We start from the raw sequence: 13244 nt of genomic DNA, 5'->3' as shown, positions 1-13244 counted from the left end.
GCCTTGGGGCAGGGAGGCGCCGTGGGCGGGACCGACGAGACACATGAGCGGGGAGCCGGCCGGGCCCGGGCCTACCTCGGCTCCTTCACCTCGGCCGGCGGCCTCGGCGTGCTCGCCGCCGACGTCGATCCGGGGACCGGCGCGCTCACCGTCACCGGCGCGACCGACGCCGTCGCCGACCCCTCCTACCTCGCCCTCGCCGGCGGCGTCCTCTACGCCGTCTCCGAGACCGCGCCGGGCGCCGTCGCCGCCCTCGCCCCCGACGGCCCCGCGCCCCGCCCGCTCGGCGCCCCCGTGCCCGTCGACGGCGCCGGACCCACCCACCTGGCCGTCGCCGGCGGCCACCTCCTCACCGCCAACTACACCTCCGGCAGCGTCACCGTCCTGCCCCTCGGCGCCGACGGCACGCCCGGCCCGGCCACCGGCGTCCTCCACCACGAGGGCGGCGGCCCGGTCGCGGACCGGCAGGCGGGGCCGCACGCCCACCAGGTCCTGCCGGACCCGAGCGGCCGCTGGACGGTCAGCGTGGACCTCGGTACGGACTCGGTGCGCGTCTGCGCCCTCGACCCGGCCGCCGGCACCCTCCGCCTGCACCGGGAGACCGCCCTGCGGCCCGGCTACGGCCCCCGCCACCTCGCCTTCCACCCGGCCGGCGGCCACGCCTACGTGGTCGGCGAGCTGGAGCCCGCCGTCACCGTCTGCCGCTGGGACGCCGAACGCGGCGAGCTGACGCCGCTGGCGGAGATCCCGCTCGTCGACGCGGGCACCGCCCGGCCGGCGTACCCCTCGGCCGTCGTCGTGGCGCCCGACGGGCGGTTCCTGTGGGTGGCGGTGCGCGGCACCGACACGATCGCCGTCCTCGTCCTCTCCCCGGCGGGCGACGAGGCGATCCGCTCCGCCACCGTGTCCTGCGGCGGAGCCTGGCCCCGCGACCTCGCCCTCGACCCGTCCGGGCGGCGGCTCTACGCGGCGAATGAGCGCTCCGGCGACGTCACCTGGTTCGACGTCGACCCCGGCACCGGTACGCCGGTCCGCGCCGGCTCCGTCGAGGCCCCGGCCGTCACCTGCGTCGTCTTCGGCTGACCGCCCGGACATGCCGAAGGGCCCGCACCGGACGGTTCCGGTGCGGGCCCTCGCGCGGTTCCGGGCGCCTCAGAGCGCGGGGGCCGCGCCCTGCTGCGGGAGGCCGAGCACGGCCGCGTACTGCGACAGCACCAGCTTGCCGATGGCCGGGTAGGCGCCCAGGGCCTCGGCGGCGGGGCAGCCGGCCTCCTTCGACGCCTCGTCGAGCAGACCCTCGGCCAGCTCCGGGCCGATCAGGTACGGGGCGAGCGCCAGCTGCACCGCGCCCGCCTCGCGCAGCTGCTCGGCCACGGCGGTGATCGAGCCCTCCTGGTCGAGCGCGGCGGCCATCACCGGCACGGCGAGCCGGGCCGCGAGCAGCATGCCCGTGATGCCGGCCGCCTGTACGGCCTCCTCGCCGCCGACGGTGGCCAGGACGATGCCGTCCGCCGCCGTGGCGACGGTGAAGAGCCGGGCGCGGTCGGCGCGGGCGAGCCCGGCCTCCGACAGACGCACGTGCAGCGCCTCGGCGAGCAGCGGGTGCGGGCCGAGCACATCGGTCAGTTCGGCGGTGTTGCCGCTGTCCATGATCGCCTGGCGGACCTGGCGCATCACGGCGCTGTCCGGGCCCGCGAGCAGCGGGACGACGATCGCGGCCGGGCCCTCCGGGGCCCCGACCTCGCGGCCGGCCGCCACGGCGATCCGGTACCGCTCCTCGCGCAGCTCCGCGGCGGCGGTCAGCACGCCGGCGAGCGTCGGGTACTCCGCGCCGTCGCCGTCCACGAACCCGATCGCGGCCTCCAGGCCGGGCAGCTCGGACCGGGCGATGCTGATCAGCTCGTCGGCGAGTGAGCGTATGGCGGCCGAGGGCGCGCCGGGGACGGCGAGCACCAGGGCGGGAGCGCCCTCGGGCGCCGCCGCCGGGTCGGGGCGACGGTGCCGCCCGGACGGGCGGGGGCGCGGCATTCGTACAGGCAGGCCGTTGGCGGGCCCAGTGGGGGAGCTCATGGCGCCGCATGCTACTGGCTTTGCGGACGGCGGCGTTCGGTGAGGTGGCACCCCGCGCCTTCTGCCCCTGTATGTCCGGTCCCCTGTGCCCCGGATTCCGGACGGCGACCTCGTACGGAGCTCCCGCACCGCTTCCACCAGCGGCGATGCCCGCGGGCCCGGGTGCCGCCGTCAGGCGATCCGGAGCAGCGCGGGGTCCTCGGGGAGCCGGATTCCGGCGCCCGCGAGCCCGGTGGCCAGCGTCACCGCGCCGTCGAGGGGATCGCCCGCGGGGGCGACGGCGTCCACGCCGGGCAGCCGGTCCGCGAGCGCCGCCCGCAGCGGTGCGAGAAGCGGTTCGCCGAGCCGGAACAGGCCGCCGGTCAGCGCCACGACGGAGCCGGGGCCCGGTGGGCAGACCGCCTCGGCGGCGTCGGCGATGTGCTCGGCGGCCCGCTCCAGGATGCCCGCGGCGACCGGGTCGGCCCCGGCGCAGGACGCGACCTCCGGAGCGAAGGCGGCGAGCACCGCCGGCCGGTCGGTGCGCGGGTAGAGCGCGGCGGGGAGACCCGCCGCCGGGCCGTGGAGCGTCTCCGCCCGGGCCAGCAGCGCCGCGGAACCGCCGCGCCGCCCGTCGTACGCCCGCATGGCCGCCTCCAGTCCGGCGCGGCCGATCCAGGCGCCGCTGCCGCAGTCGCCCAGCAGGTGGCCCCAGCCGTCGGCCCGGCGCCAGCCGGTCAGGTCGGTGCCGAGGGCGATGAGGCCGGTGCCGCCGGCGACGACCGCGCCGGGCCGCGCGCCGAGCGCTCCGGCGTAGGCGGTGACGGCGTCGGCGGCGAGCGCGGTGACGCGTACGCCCCAGGCGTCCGCGAAGGCTCCGGGGAGGACCGCCCGCAGCTCCTCGCCGAGGGTGGCCATGCCGGCGGCGCCCACGGCGGCGGCGAGCACGGGCCGTCCCGCCGCGCCGCGCGCCCGCAGCGCGGCGACGGCCGGCAGCACCGACTCCAGGAAGTGGGCGGCGGAGATCCCGGCCGGCCCGGTCCGCACGGGACCGGGCGCGGTCTCCCGGCCGAGCACCGTGCCGTCGGAGGCGCGGGCGAGGGCGACCCTCAGTCCCGAGCCGCCCGAGTCGACGCCGACGACCACCGCGTCTGCCGGGAGGACGGCGGGTGTGCCCGGGGGCTGGTGCCGGGGTTCGTTCCGGTGCTCCACGCTCGCGACCGTCCTCACCGGGTGGGGTGGCTGGGGTCCGCAGTCTAGGGCGGAGGGCGTTGTCGGTGTAGGCCGCTAGAGTGACGCACTGTGACTGCGAGACCGTTGAGCGAACTGGTGGAGCCCGGTTGGGCGAAGGCCCTGGAGCCCGTCGCGGGCCGGGTGGCGGAGATGGGGGACTTCCTGCGGGCGGAGGTCGCCGCGGGCCGGACCTATCTGCCGTCGGGGGCGAACGTGCTGCGCGCGTTCCAGCAGCCCTTCGACGAGGTGCGGGTCCTGATCGTGGGTCAGGACCCCTATCCCACGCCGGGGATGGCGATCGGCCTGAGCTTCGCGGTGGCGCCGGAGGTGCGGCAGCTGCCGGCGAGTCTCCTGAACATCTTCTGGGAGATGCACCAGGACCTGGGCCATCCCCGCCCCTCCAACGGCGACCTCACGCCGTGGACCCGGCAGGGCGTCCTGCTGCTCAACAGGACGCTCACCACCTCCCCGCGCAACGCGGGCGCCCACCGGAACAAGGGCTGGGAGGAGGTCACGGAGCAGGCCATCCGGGCCCTCGCCGACCGGGGCAGGCCGCTGGTGTCCATCCTCTGGGGGCGGGACGCCCGCAACGCCCGTCCGCTCCTCGGCGGTCTGCCCGCCGTCGAGTCGGCGCACCCGTCGCCGCGCTCCGCGGACCGGGGCTTCTTCGGCTCCCGCCCGTTCAGCCGGGCCAACGAGATGCTGGTCGCCCAGGGCGCCGAGCCGGTGGACTGGCTGCTGCCCTGAGCGGGTGGCCGACGGCCGCGGGGCGGCGGGGAGTTCAGATCACCGCCGCTCTGACGCACAGGACGTCCGGCAGGTGGTCGGCGAGGAGGCGCCAGGTGTCGCCGTCGTCGTCGCTGCCGTACAGCTCGCCGTTGCGGTTGCCGAAGTAGACGCCGGCCGGGTCCGCGTCGTCCGTGCACAGGGCGTCGCGGAGGACCGTGCCGTAGTGGTCGCCCTGGGGGAGGCCCTTGTCCAGCGCCTCCCAGCTGGTGCCGGCGTCCCTGGTGCGGTAGACGCGGCAGCGGCGCCCGGCCGGGACCCGGTCGGAGTCGGCGGTGATGGGGAAGACGTAGGCGGTGTCGGGGCGGTGCGGGTGCGCGGTGACGGCGAATCCGAAGTCGGAGGGGAGCGGCCCGCCGATGTCGGTCCAGCTGCCGCCGGCGTCGTCGCTGCGGTAGACGCCCCAGTGGTTCTGGAGGTAGAGCCGGTCCAGGTCGCCCGCGTCCTGGGCGATCTTGTGCACGCACTGCCCGAACTCGGGGTGCGGGTCGGGCCGGAAGACGGCGGAGACGCCCTGGTTGGACGGGGCCCAGGAGGCGCCGCCGTCCCGGCTCCGGAAGACGCCGGCCGTGGAGACGGCCACGGTGACGGCGTCCGGGTCGCGGGGGTCGGTGACGACGGTGTGCACGGCCTCGCCGCCGCCGCCCGGCTCCCAGCGGGAGCGGGTGGGGTGCTCCCACAGGGGCCGGACCAGCGCGAAGGACTCGCCGCCGTCGTCGGAGCGGAAGAGCGCGGCCGGTTCGGTGCCCGCGTAGACGACGCCGGGGGAGTGGGCGGGGGCCGGGTGGAGCTGCCAGACGCGCTCCAGGGAGGCGCCGGTGTCCTCGGGGAACTTGACGGCGGGCGCGGGCGGTTCGGTCCAGGTGCGGCCGAGGTCGTCGGAGTGGAAGACGGACGGGCCCCAGTGGGAGCTGTCGCCGCCGACCAGGAGCCGCGGGGTGCCGGGCCGGGTGTCGATGGCCACCGAGTAGACGGCCTGCGCGGGGAAGTGGGGATCGTCGAACTCCCAGCGCCCGTCGTGCCTGCGGCCGATGAAGAGTCCCTTGCGGGTGCCTACGGTGAGAAGTACGTCGGGCATGGGGCCCACCTCCAGGACGCCGTTGTCGCGGATACCGGCCAGTCTGCACCCCGCCGCTGACAACGGCGCCCGGACACCCCGTGACCTGGTGGTCACGGGGTGTCCGGGCCATGTGACCCCGTCGGTTCTTCCGGCCGGAGGGGTCAGATGGCCCAGGCGTACTGCGGCGGCGCGGAGATCGAGCCGCCGAGTTCGCGGGCGGCCCGCCGGGGCCAGGAGGCGTCGCGGAGCAGCTCGCGGCCGAGCAGGACGGCGTCGGCCTCGCCGTTGGCGACGATCTTCTCGGCCTGCGCGGGCTCGGTGATGAGCCCCACGGCGGCGACCGGCAGACCGGTCTCGGCCCTGACCCGGGCGGCGAAGGGCACCTGGTAGCCGGGGCCGACGGGGATCCGCGCGGGGCCGCCGTTGCCGCCGCTGGAGACGTCGAGCAGGTCGACGCCGTGCTCGCGCAGGAGCGCGGCGAAGCGCACGGTCTCGTCCGGGGTCCACCCCGCCTCCTCCAGCCAGTCGGTGGCGGAGACGCGGAAGAGGACGGGCAGCTCCTCGGGCCAGACGGCGCGGACCGCGTCCACGACCTCCAGGGCGAGGCGGGTGCGGTTCTCGAAGGAGCCGCCGTAGGCGTCGGTGCGGTGGTTGCTGTGCGGGGAGAGGAACTCGCCGATGAGGTAGCCGTGGGCGCCGTGCACCTCGACGACCTCGAAGCCCGCGGCCAGGGCGCGGCGGGCCGCGTCGGCGAACTGCCCGACGATCTCCCGGATGGCGGCCTCGGTCAGCTCGGCGGGCACCTGGTGGTCGTCGGCGTACGGGACCGGGCTGGGGGCGACCGGCTGCCACGCCTCCTCGTCCGGCGCGGGGCCGCGGCCGAGCCAGGGGCGCTCGGTGGCGGCCTTGCGGCCGGCGTGGGCGATCTGGATGCCGGGGACGGTGCCCTGGGCCTTGAGGAAGGAGGCGATCCGGCGCAGCGCCTCGGTCTGGGTGTCGTTCCACAGGCCGAGGTCGGCGGGGCTGATCCGGCCCTCGGGGGAGACCGCGGTGGCCTCGACCAGGATGAGGCCGGCGCCGCCGGTGGCGCGGGAGGCGTAGTGGGCGAAGTGCCAGTCGTTGGCGACGCCGGCGTTCGGCCCGAAGACCTCCGCCGAGTACTGGCACATCGGCGCCATCCAGACGCGGTTGGGGACGGTCAGCGAGCGGAGGGTGTAGGGCTCGAAGAGGGCGGCGCTCATCGCGGACTCCGTTTCGGCAGCGGCTGGGGAGCCGGACGTGGGAAGCCCGGCGGATGCTCGTACGATACCCATCGTAGTACGGCGACTGTCAAACTACGAGAGTCTTCGTACAATGGGCCCCGAAGACCGCAGCAGCCGGAGAGAGTGGAGCCGCCGCCATGCCGACCCCCGCCAGCCACCGCCTCCTGGAGCACCCCGAGCGCGAGGAGATCCGCCTGGAGCCGGTGCTGCACGCGCTGTCGGACCCCGTGCGGCTGCGGATCGTGCGCGAACTGGCCGCCGCGGAGACCGAGCTGAGCTGCTCGTACTTCGTCCTCCCGGTCACCAAGTCGACCACCACCCACCACTTCAGGGTGCTCCGCGAGGCCGGCGTCATCCGGCAGGGGTACCGCGGCACGACCAAGCTCAACGGGCTCCGGCGCGCCGCCCTCGACGCCCTCTTCCCCGGCCTCCTCGACACCGTCCTGGCGGCGGCCGAGGCCCAGTCCGTCCGCCAGGGCGGCGAGGAGGCCGCAGCGGCCGGTCAGGTCACAGCGACCGCATCCGGTTGATCTCGGCCGTCTGCTGCGCGATCACGTCGTTCGCCATCTCCTCCACCTGGATGTTGTTGCCCTGGCCCAGCGCCTCGGTGGCCATCGTCACCGCGCCCTCGTGGTGCGTCACCATCAGCCTCACGAACAGCTCGTCGAAGGCCGGGCCCTTCGCCGCCCGCAACTCCGCGAGCTGCGCCTCCGTCGCCATCCCCGGCATCGTGTGATGGGCGTGCTCGCCCTGGTCCCGCGGCCCCCCGTGGGTCTTCAGCCACCCCTCCATCGCGCCGATCTCCGGCTGCTGGGCCGCCGCGATCCGCTCCGCCACCTTCGTGACCGCGGGCGAGCCCGCCCGGCCGGGGGCCAGCGCGGTCATCGTCAGGGCCTGGCGGTGGTGGACGATCATCATCTGCACGTACCGGAAGTCCGCGCCGTTCGGCCGCTCGTCGGGGAGCAGGCTCGCCGCCTCCTCCGGTGAGACCCGCCGCGCCTGCTCGCCGGGCCTGCCCGGGACCACGACCTCCGCGCCCGCGCCGGTCGCCGCCGGCTTCGGCGCCGCCGCGCCGTCGGGCCCGGACTCGCAGGCGCCCAGGGCGAGTACGGCCAGTGTGGCGAGGGCCGCGGCGGCGGCGCGCCGGTGGTGGCGTATCAGCAACGGTGTCTCCAGGGGGATGTGCGGGTACAGGGGCCGTTCCTAGCGGTTCGCGCAAGGGAGTCGCGCGGAATCCCGCATGACATCTGTGTTTCCATCTGTTGGGATGTGCACGCCAAGGAACATACTGCCGGGGTCCAGCACCGTTCAGCATTGAACGGAAAACACGGAGGACGGAGTGACTTCGTTGCATACCCCGCACAGTCCACGGTCCAGGACCAGACGCCTCGGCGCGGCCACCGCCGCCGCCGGGCTCCTCGCGGCGCTGCTCGCCACGGGAACGGCCACCGCCACCCCCGACCCCGGAGACGCGCAGGTCAAGACACCCGTCTCGGCGGAGCAGGCGGCGGAGGCCCGGGCCGCGATCCGCAGCGGCGAGATACCCGGCGTCGACGAGATCGTCAAAACCGACAACATCACCCACCTGGCGAACGTCCCCAAGGACGCCCTCAAGGGCCTCAATACGGACCTGGCCTTCCAGGGCAAGTACGCCTTCGCGGGCAACTACGACGGCTTCCGGATCTTCGACATCAGCGACCCGAAGGCCCCCAAGACCGTCGCCCAGGTCCTGTGCCCCGGTTCCCAGAACGACGTCTCCGTCTCCGGGGACCTCCTCTTCCTCTCCACCGACTCCTCCCGCAGCGACGACTCGTGCGCCAGCACGACGCAGCCCGCCTCGGTCAAGGAGTCCTGGGAGGGCATGAAGATCTTCGACATCAGCGACGTCACCGACCCGAAGTACGTCGCCTCCGTCGAGACCGCCTGCGGCTCCCACACCCACACGATCCTGCCGCAGCGCAAGGACGTGTACGTGTACGTCTCCTCCTACTCGCCCAATACGAACTTCCCCGACTGCCAGCCGCCGCACGACGGCCTCTCGGTCATCAAGGTGCCCCGCAAGGCGCCCCAGCAGGCCCGCGTCGTCGCCTTCCCCGTCCTCTTCCCGGGCGAGGGCCCCGACGGCGGCGGCAACCCCGGCAGCCCGACCAACCCGGGCGTCTCCAAGACCACCGGCTGCCACGACATCACCGTGCTGCCCGGCAAGGACCTCGCGGCCGGCGCCTGCATGGGCGACGGCATCCTCTTCGACGTCTCCGACCCCGAGCGCCCCCGGGTGATCGACCAGGTCCAGGACAACGTCAACTTCGCGTTCTGGCACTCCGCGACCTTCAACCAGGGGGCGAACAAGGTCGTCTTCACCGACGAGCTCGGCGGCGGTGGCGGCGCCACGTGCAACGCCGCCGTCGGCCCGAACCGCGGCGCCAACGGCATCTACGACATCGTCGGCAAGGGCAAGAAGCGCCAGCTCGTCTTCCGCAGCTACTACAAGATCCCGCGCCACCAGGCCGACACCGAGAACTGCGTCGCCCACAACGGTTCGCTGATCCCGGTCAAGGGCAAGGACCTCATGGTCCAGGCGTGGTACCAGGGCGGCGTCTCCGTCTGGGACTTCACCGACTCCCGGCGTCCCAAGGAGATCGGCTACTTCGACCGCGGCCCGGTCTCCGACACCGCGCTCACCACCGGCGGCTCCTGGTCCGCGTACTACTACAACGGCCACGTCTACTCGAACGAGATCGCCCGGGGCCTCGACGTCCTGAAGATCTCCGACCGCCGCACCGACCCCGCCAAGCGCGTCCGCATGGACGAGCTCAACGTCCAGACCCAGCCGGACTACTTCGACGACTTCGACGACGACCACGGGCACGGACACGGCCACGACCGGGACTGATCCGGTCCCGTGACGCTGTCAGCGCATGCCGTCGGGCGGTCCGCCGTCCGGCGGCATGCCGCTCTCCCACGCCAGCCCGTAGCGGTGGAAGAGCTCCGCGCGCAGCCGCGCCATCGGCATCGGCGCGCCCGGCAGCAGCACCGCCACCACCGCGCCCATCAGCAGCGCCCGCAGCAGCGGGTAGTCCCGGTCCACGTCCTCGGAGCCGTACCGCTCCACCGTGTCCCGCAGCAGGAACGCGAGCCGCTGCTGCTCCTCGCACCGCACGAAGCCCTCGGCCTGGAGGATCCCGGCCATGTGGGTCCGCATCAGCGTCGGCCGGTCCACCGCGAGCCCCAGGATCGCGTCGATCGCCCGGGCGAGCCGCTCCGCGCCGTCCTCCGTGCGCGGCTCGCGCTCCAGCGCCTCGGCGAGCGTGAGGTGCATCAGCCGGTGTACGGCCGCCTGGAGCAGCTGGCGCTTGCCGGGGAAGTAGTACGAGATCAGGCCCCTCGCCACCCCGGCCCGCTCGGCGATGTCGCCGAGGGTGGTGGCCTCGTAGCCGTGCCGCCCGACCAGCTCGACCGTCGCCGCCAGGATCCGCTCCCGCGAGCGTCGGCGAAGCTCTTCGTTGACCGATGGGCTACGCGGCGTCATGCTGGGCTCCTGCGTTGACTGGCTCTCGGCCAATATACTCAGCGTGGTTCGCCGTCCCGCCCTCGTGGCGCGACGGCGAGGAGGCCGCCTGCCCTGGGCGACACGGGGGATCGTCCAGGCCGGGCGGCCTCGTCATGTCCCCTCCCCCTCGCTCGCGCGCTCGCCGCCGGGGACGGGTCCGCGGTCGAGGCTCCGCCGGTACGAGATCGCCGCGAGGGCCACGCAGCACCAGCCCAGCAGCCAGCCGGCCAGCACGTCCGACGGCCAGTGCACCCCCAGGTAGAGACGGGTGAAGCCGACCCCGAGCACGGAGACGACCGCGAGCCCCGCGAGCGTGCCCCAGCCGCGCCACGGTTCCCGCCCGACCAGCGCGACCACCCACAGGAGCAGCCCGCAGACCACCGCCGCCGTCATCGCGTGCCCCGACGGGAAGGCGGCGAAGGAGCCCGAGTCCACCGGGTCCCGCCACTCCGGCCGGTCCCGGCCGACCAGCGCCTTCAGCGCCTGCTGCACCCCGAGCGCCACCAGCACCGTCCCCGCCACCCACAGCGCGAGCCGCCGGTGCCCGTACCGGAAGAGCGCGAGGACGACGGCGAACGCCAGCGCGCGCAGCGTCAACGGGTCCCACACCCAGTCGCTGAGCACCCGGTTGACCCGGGTGAAGCCGGGATGGGCGACGGCGCTGCGGTGCAGCGCCTCGACGATCGCCCGGTCGAGGGAGAGCAGGGGGGACCAGCCGGCCACCACGAGAACGAGCAGCAGCAGGGCGAGGCCCCCGGAGAGCACGGCGGAAGTACGCATTCCACGATCCTGCCGGACCGGCCGCCGCGGACCGCCGCGCGCAACACCGGAACCGGCGGGGGCCGGCGGGCCGGAGGCCGTACGGGAGGCCACGGATCAGTCCAGCGCGGCCAGGCCCGGATAGAAGGCGACGAGCAGCGGGACGACCGGCACCAGCGCGGCGGTCGCCGTCAGGCGGAGGCGGTGGGCGGCGGGGAGGCGGGGCGTGGCGGTGAGCAGCCGGTCGACGCGGCGGGGGAGTCCGGCCACGGGGCCGGTGCCGGGTGCGGCGGCGAACACCCCCCGCTCCTCGTTCAGTTCGACCAGGGCGAGCGCGACGGTGAGCCGGCCGAAGCGGCGGGAGGCCACGTCGTCGGCGGCCAGCTCGACCAGCCGGTGCATCTCCTCGCGGAAGGCGGCGAAGACCGGGATGCCGGGGAAGCCGGCGGCGAGCGCGCCGGAGCAGTTGAGCAGCCAGTCGTGCCGGGCGCGGGCGTGGCCCTGCTCGTGGGCGAGGACCGCGTCGAGCTGACGGCCCTTCAGGCGGCGTAGGGCGGCGGTGGTGATGACGAGCCGCGGGGTGGTGCCGGGCAGCCACCAGGCGTCGGGCCGCTCCCCCTCCAGGACGACGAGCCGCCCGCCGCTCTCCTCCTCGCCGGGCAGCTGCGGGGCGCGGACCAGCAGGTCGTCGCGGCGCTGCCGGCGGCGGGCGCGGGCGAGCCCGATCTCGCGCCCCAGCATCGCGCCGGACCACAGCCCGGCGGCGGCGAGGACCACGGCGAGCACGGCCGACCAGGGGCCGCCGCCGGTGGAGAGCTCGTACGCGTCGATCACCGCGCGCGGCGCGGGCGCGAAGACCTGCCCGCGCACCGCCTGCCAGGCGGCGGCCGCGCTGAGGGTCATCGAGAGCGCGAAACTGACCAGCACCGCGGCCACCACGCACTGCCACACCCAGAGCGCCACGACCGGTTCTCGCTCCACCCAGTCGGCCCGCGCGAGCATCCGCGGAGCGGTGAGAGCGGTCAGGACGCCGAGCAGGAGCAGTGCGAGGGAGACCGACATGGGGCCAGCCTATGAGGGGGGTGCTCCCCGGGGGTATGGCCGCACCGGCCAAGTGACGCACGCCACGGTTTCGGTCCGCTCCGGCCCGAACGGCCGCGCGGGACAAGGAACTCAGAGCGTGGAGAGCATCGCCAGCATCGCCAGGCCCATCGACAGCCGGCACACCAGGGCCAGTTCCGGGCGGGTCGCCCACGCGGGCCCGCCCCCGCCCGCCGGCCCGGCCACGCGCGCGTGCGGCGCGATCGGGACGAGCCGGGCGCCGGTGCGGAGCACGTACACCACGAAGTAGAGGAGGAGCCCGCCGGTGAGCAGGGGTATGCCGCCGACCGCGCCCGCGCCCGTGCCGTGCGCCGTGTGCACCCCCTGCGCGCCGCCGGCCGCCGGAGCCATCGCGAGCGCCATGTAGAGCATGGCCAGGGAGCCGACCGCGTGGTGCAGCCGGTGCCCGTCGCGGCGCGCCGCGACGAGGTCGGCCGCGGCCAGCGAGCCGAACAGCGCCGCGTACGCCGCCCAGCTCCAGGACGGCGGGCCGACGACCGCCGCGGGCAGGGCCATCGCCGTCATGCCGAAGCCCATCACCGCCTCCGCGCGGGCGGCCCGGCGCTCCTCGCCGGCGCACACCCGCGTCCGCAGCAGGCCGTACCCGCCGCCGGCCGCGCAGAGTGCGACGAGCAGCCAGCCGGACAGGGCCGGTCCGTGCACGGCACACCTCCCCCTCGACTCGTACCCCTGCCGGGAAGCTGCCCGCGGCGCGGTGTGCGCACGCGGGCGCACGGGTGCGCACAGGCGTACGAAAGGGAGTGCGGAGGCGCGCGTTAGGCTCGGAACGATCGCGTACGCCGATCCGCAGCACCCGAGGGGAGCCCCGCACGATGGACACCGCCACGCCCGTTCCCGACACCGCCGAGAGCCCGGAGCCCGGTACCGCCGAGAGCCCGGAGACCGGCACCGTCACCTACCGGCGGGCGGTGCTCGACGACGTCCCCGTCGTGGTGCCGCTCGTCGAGTCGGCCTACCGGGGCGACGCGAGCCGTGCGGGCTGGACCACCGAGGCGCACCTGCTGGACGGGCAGCGCACCGACCCCGAGGCGGTGGCCGCCGTGATCGCCGCCCCCGGCAGCGTGCTGCTCCTGGTGGAGCGGGACGGCGAGACCGTCGCCTGCTGCCAGCTGGAGCACCGCGGCGAGGCCGCCTACTTCGGCATGTTCGCGGTCCGGCCGGAGCTCCAGGGCGCCGGCCTGGGCAGGGCGATCATCGCGGAGGCCGAGCGCCGGGTCCGCGCGCTGTGGGACGTCCGTGAGATGCACATGACCGTGATCAGCGTCCGGGAGGAGCTGATCGCCTGGTACGAGCGGCGCGGCTACCGGCGCACGGGCGAGATGAGCCCCTTCCCGTACGGGGACGAGCGCTTCGGGGTGCCCCGGCAGGAGGGCCTTCGGTTCGAGCTCCTGGTGAAGCCCCTGGTCTGATACTTCCGGCGGAA

At 75.2% G+C, this 13244-nt stretch carries 14 protein-coding genes; 5 read left to right on the top strand and 9 right to left on the bottom strand.

The window, feature by feature from the left end; genetic code table 11:
• Positions 1–21: 21 nt before the first annotated feature.
• The gene (locus ACIGHB_RS12735) at positions 22–1083 is read left to right on the top strand and encodes a lactonase family protein (protein ID WP_399912302.1); all 1062 of its coding nucleotides are present in this window, start codon (positions 22–24) and stop codon (positions 1081–1083) included.
• A 69-nt stretch (positions 1084–1152) separates the two neighbouring features.
• On the opposite strand, the gene ACIGHB_RS12730 is transcribed toward ACIGHB_RS12735, so the two are convergent.
• On the bottom strand, positions 1153–2070 hold the full coding sequence (locus ACIGHB_RS12730; RefSeq protein ID WP_360311073.1) for a hypothetical protein: 918 nt from the start codon (positions 2068–2070) through the stop codon (positions 1153–1155).
• Between the two features lie 171 nt (positions 2071–2241).
• Positions 2242–3261 carry an N-acetylglucosamine kinase gene (locus ACIGHB_RS12725; protein ID WP_399912298.1) on the bottom strand — a complete coding sequence of 340 codons (1020 nt, stop codon included), beginning with the start codon at positions 3259–3261 and terminating at the stop codon, positions 2242–2244.
• 90 nt (positions 3262–3351) lie between these two features.
• On the opposite strand from ACIGHB_RS12725, the gene ACIGHB_RS12720 reads away from it, so the two are divergent.
• Positions 3352–4029, top strand: a complete 678-nt coding sequence (locus tag ACIGHB_RS12720) for a uracil-DNA glycosylase (RefSeq protein WP_399912295.1) — start codon at positions 3352–3354, stop codon at positions 4027–4029.
• A gap of 34 nt (positions 4030–4063) precedes the next feature.
• Here ACIGHB_RS12720 and ACIGHB_RS12715 read toward each other — a convergent pair whose 3' ends face one another.
• Together ACIGHB_RS12715 and ACIGHB_RS12710 are read right to left on the bottom strand one after the other, a co-directional pair.
• Positions 4064–5146 carry an exo-alpha-sialidase gene (locus ACIGHB_RS12715; RefSeq protein WP_360311079.1) on the bottom strand — a complete coding sequence of 361 codons (1083 nt, stop codon included), beginning with the start codon at positions 5144–5146 and terminating at the stop codon, positions 4064–4066.
• 143 nt (positions 5147–5289) lie between these two features.
• Positions 5290–6369: an NADH:flavin oxidoreductase/NADH oxidase gene (locus ACIGHB_RS12710; RefSeq protein WP_399912292.1), complete on the bottom strand. Its 1080-nt coding sequence runs from the start codon at positions 6367–6369 to the stop codon at positions 5290–5292.
• A gap of 158 nt (positions 6370–6527) precedes the next feature.
• Here ACIGHB_RS12710 and ACIGHB_RS12705 point away from each other — a divergent pair, with 158 nt between their 5' ends.
• The gene (locus ACIGHB_RS12705) at positions 6528–6920 is read left to right on the top strand and encodes a helix-turn-helix domain-containing protein (RefSeq protein ID WP_360311083.1); all 393 of its coding nucleotides are present in this window, start codon (positions 6528–6530) and stop codon (positions 6918–6920) included.
• Here the strand turns inward: ACIGHB_RS12705 and ACIGHB_RS12700 are convergent.
• Positions 6898–7554, bottom strand: coding sequence for a DUF305 domain-containing protein (locus ACIGHB_RS12700; RefSeq protein WP_399912287.1), 657 nt, complete (start codon positions 7552–7554; stop codon positions 6898–6900). The two genes, ACIGHB_RS12705 and ACIGHB_RS12700, sit on opposite strands and share 23 nt — an antisense overlap.
• Positions 7555–7729: 175 nt before the next feature.
• Here ACIGHB_RS12700 and ACIGHB_RS12695 point away from each other — a divergent pair, with 175 nt between their 5' ends.
• The gene (locus ACIGHB_RS12695; protein ID WP_399912284.1) at positions 7730–9283 is read left to right on the top strand and encodes an LVIVD repeat-containing protein; all 1554 of its coding nucleotides are present in this window, start codon (positions 7730–7732) and stop codon (positions 9281–9283) included.
• An 18-nt stretch (positions 9284–9301) separates the two neighbouring features.
• On the opposite strand, the gene ACIGHB_RS12690 is transcribed toward ACIGHB_RS12695, so the two are convergent.
• The 4 genes from ACIGHB_RS12690 to ACIGHB_RS12675 form a co-directional block, all read right to left on the bottom strand.
• A complete protein-coding gene (locus tag ACIGHB_RS12690) occupies positions 9302–9919 on the bottom strand; it encodes a helix-turn-helix domain-containing protein (RefSeq protein WP_360311087.1) in 618 nt (205 codons plus the stop codon).
• Between the two features lie 132 nt (positions 9920–10051).
• Positions 10052–10720 (bottom strand): phosphatase PAP2 family protein, encoded by a 669-nt coding sequence (locus ACIGHB_RS12685; protein ID WP_399912280.1) that lies wholly within the window; start codon positions 10718–10720, stop codon positions 10052–10054.
• A gap of 96 nt (positions 10721–10816) precedes the next feature.
• The gene (locus tag ACIGHB_RS12680; RefSeq protein ID WP_360311091.1) at positions 10817–11761 is read right to left on the bottom strand and encodes a M56 family metallopeptidase; all 945 of its coding nucleotides are present in this window, start codon (positions 11759–11761) and stop codon (positions 10817–10819) included.
• Positions 11762–11872: 111 nt separating this feature from the next.
• A complete protein-coding gene (locus ACIGHB_RS12675) occupies positions 11873–12463 on the bottom strand; it encodes a DUF5134 domain-containing protein (RefSeq protein ID WP_399912277.1) in 591 nt (196 codons plus the stop codon).
• A 170-nt stretch (positions 12464–12633) separates the two neighbouring features.
• Here ACIGHB_RS12675 and ACIGHB_RS12670 point away from each other — a divergent pair, with 170 nt between their 5' ends.
• Positions 12634–13230, top strand: a complete 597-nt coding sequence (locus tag ACIGHB_RS12670; protein ID WP_399912274.1) for a GNAT family N-acetyltransferase — start codon at positions 12634–12636, stop codon at positions 13228–13230.
• The last annotated feature ends 14 nt before the right edge of the window (positions 13231–13244 follow it).

This window comes from Streptomyces sp. NPDC085460, from assembly GCF_044541975.1.
GTDB lineage: Bacteria > Actinomycetota > Actinomycetes > Streptomycetales > Streptomycetaceae > Streptomyces.
This window is presented reverse-complemented; position numbering and strand designations above follow the sequence as displayed.